This is a genomic window from Pseudomonas sp. GL-B-26 (genome assembly GCF_019947405.1).
Classification (GTDB): domain Bacteria; phylum Pseudomonadota; class Gammaproteobacteria; order Pseudomonadales; family Pseudomonadaceae; genus Aquipseudomonas.
The window spans coordinates 1-2,296 of record NZ_JAGYGJ010000097.1 but is presented as its reverse complement, the minus strand read 5'-3'; the positions used below and the strand labels follow the sequence as shown (position 1 = coordinate 2,296).

Genomic DNA, 2,296 nt, shown 5'->3' with positions numbered 1-2,296 from the left:
CCACCCAGCGTCAACATCCCGCCCACCAGGTGATACATCGCCAATTGCTCATGCAGCACCACCGCCGCAATCAGCGCAGTAATCAACGGCAGCAGATTGAAAAACAGCGTAGTCCGGCTCGGCCCCAGGCGGATCACGGCCTGCATCCACGCCAATGGCGCAACCATCGAGGCCAGCAGGCAGGCGTAAAGCACCAGCGGAATGTTCTGCAGCGTCGGGCCGATCTTCGGTGACGCGAGGAACATCGGAAACAGCACCACCACCGCCACCCATACCTGCAAGTACAGCAACACCAGCGGCGGCAAACGCAGCTGCCACTTTTTCAGCAGCGTGCTGTAAATCGCGTAGGCCAGGGTAGCGATCAGCATCATCGCGTCACCCAGGTTCACCCCGTGTTCGAGCAGCGCGCCAAGGCTGCCGGAGGAGACGACCACCAAAACCCCTGCGAGCGACAGCACCGCTCCGACCAGGGCCCCGATGGTCAGGCGCTGGCCGAGGCTAATGATCGCCATGGCCAGCGACATCAACGGCATCAGCGACAGGATGATGCCCATGTTGGTGGCCGAGGTCAGGCTCGCCGCGAAGTACGCCAGGCTTTGGTACACGGCCATGCCGAGCACGCCGAGCACAAAGATTTTGCCCAGGTTCGGGCGGATCGCTGGCCAATGGGCAATCACCGGTTTGAGCATGAAGGGGGTGAACAGCATCCCGGCCAGCAGCCAGCGGTAAAAACCGATCTCGGCGGGGAAGATCGCCCCGGCCGACATCTTGGTGATCACGGTGTTGCCGGCCCAAATGAAAATGGCCAGCAGGGGATAAGCGTATTGCATCAGAGAAAACCGGAACGTTAATGAGGGGCGATTATCGCCTGTCTGGATACAAGCCTATACTTCGATCCAGACAACCTGCCCCTGATGACGGACAGCATGAACAGTAAACCCATCGATCTGCTGGATTTCAGCGAACTGCCCGCGCCGGTGTACTTCCGTTATGCCGACTTTGATGCGCATCGTTATGCCTCGGCGCACCGTCATCCATGGGGCACGCTGGAATATTCGGCCCACGGCGTATTGCACATGGAAATCGGCGGCAGCCGCTTCATGTCGCCGCCGCAATACGCGGTGTGGGTGCCGCCGCAGACTGAACACAGCTTCTATAGCCATCAGCCGATCAACTATCGCGCGGTCTGCCTGGCGCCGATGATGTGCCAGGACCTGCCTCAGCAGGCCTGCACCCTGGCCATCAGCGACATCCTCAAAGCGATCCTCAAAGACTTTGCCGCGCGCGATGTGAAGATTCCCGAGTACGAAGCCGACAAACGTCTGGCCCAAGTGTTGGTGGATCAGCTGCAGCAAGCGCCGGTGCATGAGTGTTACCTGCCCTACGCCAGCAGCCCCGGCTTGCTCGCGATACTCGAAGCCTTGCAGGCTGAGCCCGGTGATAACCGGCCCTTGGCGGAGTGGGCTACGCAGATCCATGTCAGCGAACGCACCCTGGCGCGGCGGTTCGTGCGTGAGTTGGGCATGAGCTTTGGTGAGTGGCGGCAGCGGTTGCGGTTTCTGGCGGCGATCGAAGCGCTGGACAGCCATCGCAGCATCCAGGAAATCGCGTTCGACATGGGCTACAGCACCGGATCAGCGTTTATCGCGATGTTTCAACGCCAGGCGGAGTGCACGCCGGAACAGTATCGACGCAGTCACCTTGAGACCAGGAAGGTGTAACAGGTGTTGTCTACACTCCAGAGCGAGGCCGTGCTCGTCAGTGCGGCAACAAGGAGAAAACTCCATGAAGATGTTGCGTGTCCCTTTGTTGATGATCGGTTTACTGTTCTGCGCCCAGGGCTTTGCCGCCACCGAGCAACAGAACAAGATGACCACCTGCAATGCTGACGCTACCGCGAAAACCCTCAAGGGAGACGAACGCAAAGCCTTCATGAGCAATTGCCTCAAAGCTGCACCCGCCGCCGATGCCGCCAAACCCCTGACTCCTCAGCAAGAAAAGATGAAAACCTGCAACGCCGATGCCGCCACTCAGGCGCTCAAGGGCGATGCGCGCAAAACCTTCATGAGCGATTGCCTGAAGAAAAAATAAAGATCAAAAGATCGTCCGAACGCGGCCCGAGCCTTCGGCAGCTCCTACATAAGACCGCGTTCCCTGTAGGAGCTGCCGTGTAGTGGTCGAATATTTTTGGACCATGATGTAGGAGCGTCGACTTTAGGAATCATCATGGGATATCGGGTTGTTACATCTGAGGAAAAAGCGGAGGCGATCCGTTTGGTTGTGGAGATGGATTACT

At 58.8% G+C, this 2,296-nt stretch carries 3 protein-coding genes; 2 read left to right on the top strand and 1 reads right to left on the bottom strand.

Features of this window, described 5'->3' with window-relative positions:
• Positions 1 to 830, bottom strand: an 830-nt coding sequence (locus KGB23_RS30015) for a DMT family transporter (RefSeq protein ID WP_223433696.1), incomplete at its 3' end; no start/stop codon positions are given.
• Positions 831 to 926: 96 nt separating this feature from the next.
• Between KGB23_RS30015 and KGB23_RS30010 the strand changes: the two genes are divergently transcribed.
• Positions 927 to 1,721, top strand: coding sequence for an AraC family transcriptional regulator (locus KGB23_RS30010; protein WP_223433695.1), 795 nt, complete (start codon positions 927 to 929; stop codon positions 1,719 to 1,721).
• 64 nt (positions 1,722 to 1,785) lie between these two features.
• Positions 1,786 to 2,091: a PsiF family protein gene (locus tag KGB23_RS30005; protein ID WP_223433694.1), complete on the top strand. Its 306-nt coding sequence runs from the start codon at positions 1,786 to 1,788 to the stop codon at positions 2,089 to 2,091.
• Positions 2,092 to 2,296: the final 205 nt, after the last annotated feature.

Excerpts from the sequence above, each read along its gene's own strand:
- KGB23_RS30010 (WP_223433695.1), top strand. The coding sequence starts at position 927 with ATGAACAGTAAACCCATCGATCTGCTGGATTTCAGCGAACTGCCCGCG.
- KGB23_RS30005 (WP_223433694.1), top strand. The coding sequence starts at position 1,786 with ATGAAGATGTTGCGTGTCCCTTTGTTGATGATCGGTTTACTGTTCTGC.